1 protein-coding gene is annotated in these 1100 nt (G+C 64.4%); it reads right to left on the bottom strand.

Annotated features, from left to right (window positions below; genetic code table 11):
* On the bottom strand, window positions 1-1100 hold a 1100-nt coding region (locus AEQ63_RS02030), incomplete at both ends, for an RHS repeat domain-containing protein (RefSeq protein WP_161806061.1).

The raw sequence follows: 1100 nt of genomic DNA, 5'->3' as shown, positions 1-1100 counted from the left end.
GCACCTTCGGCGTTGCGCCGATAGATCCACACCGCGTCGCCTCGGCAACGCTTGTAGAGAAAACCGTTGCGGTACTCGTAGGACGTTGGCGCCTCGTCCGGCGGAATCAGCGCGATCAGCCGTCCGACCTCGTCGTAGCGGTATTCGGTGACCGCGCCCAGAGCATCCTGCTCGGCGATCAAGCGGCCCTGCTCGTCATAGGCCTTGAGCTGCTCGCCGCCATCGGCCGCGACCTGACGCACCAGCCGTGCGCGCTCGTCGTGGACGTAGACTTCTTCGGTGCCGTCGACGTAATGCACGGTCACGCTGGCGTCGTCATCGTTCCAGACGTAGCGGGTGTTCATCTGCGAGAACGAGGCCCAGTGGCGCACGCAGCGCGCCGCCTTGCCCTCGCGTTGCCACTCCCAGAAAAAGCTCGCGCCACCGGTGAGCTGGCGCTGGAGGATGACGTGGTGGTCGTCGTAGTCGTAGCGCTCGCTTTCGCCCACCGCGTTGGTCGCGGTCAGCAGCCGTTGCCGGGCATCGAAGCGGTAGGTGGCGAGGTTCTGCTCAGTGCTCCACTCACCCTGCACGAACACCTGATAATCAATCGCCACCAGTTGCGCCCGGTCATAACGCAACAGCAATGAGCGGCCGGCGCCGTTGTCCAGACGCTGAATGCGGTCGGAGCGATCGCGTTGCAGCGTCAGACGATTGCCGTAGACGTCGCTGATTGCGGTCAGCCGGCCGGCGCGAAAGTGATAGAACCGCGCGCTGTCGCCGGCCATGGCGAGGATCAGTTCTTCCGGTTCATCACCTAAAAAAATCGCCGCCCGTGACAGGCTGTTGTGAATCGCCGGCCGCGCGACATTGGGCAGGGGAAAACGGGTGCGGCGGTTCTCGTGGTCGATCCAGATCACGCCATCGCCGTCGAAAGCCAGGCGATGAGCCAGGGTGTGGCTCCAGCCGAAACCCAGGCCGATGTCGATCTCGACGGCGCTGCTGCGGTACAAGCGGGTGAACTCGAAGGGCAGTACGCCATCGAGCACCGCGTCGGTCAGGGTCAGCAGTTCTTCGCCGGTGACCATCGACACCGGACAGCCGTTGGTGCAGGTGTTGGG

Source organism: Pseudomonas sp. RIT-PI-o (genome assembly GCF_001297215.1).
Classification (GTDB): Bacteria; Pseudomonadota; Gammaproteobacteria; order Pseudomonadales; family Pseudomonadaceae; genus Aquipseudomonas; species Aquipseudomonas moraviensis_A.
Note: the sequence above shows the minus strand (reverse complement) of the source record. Positions and strands in the feature narration are given on the sequence as shown.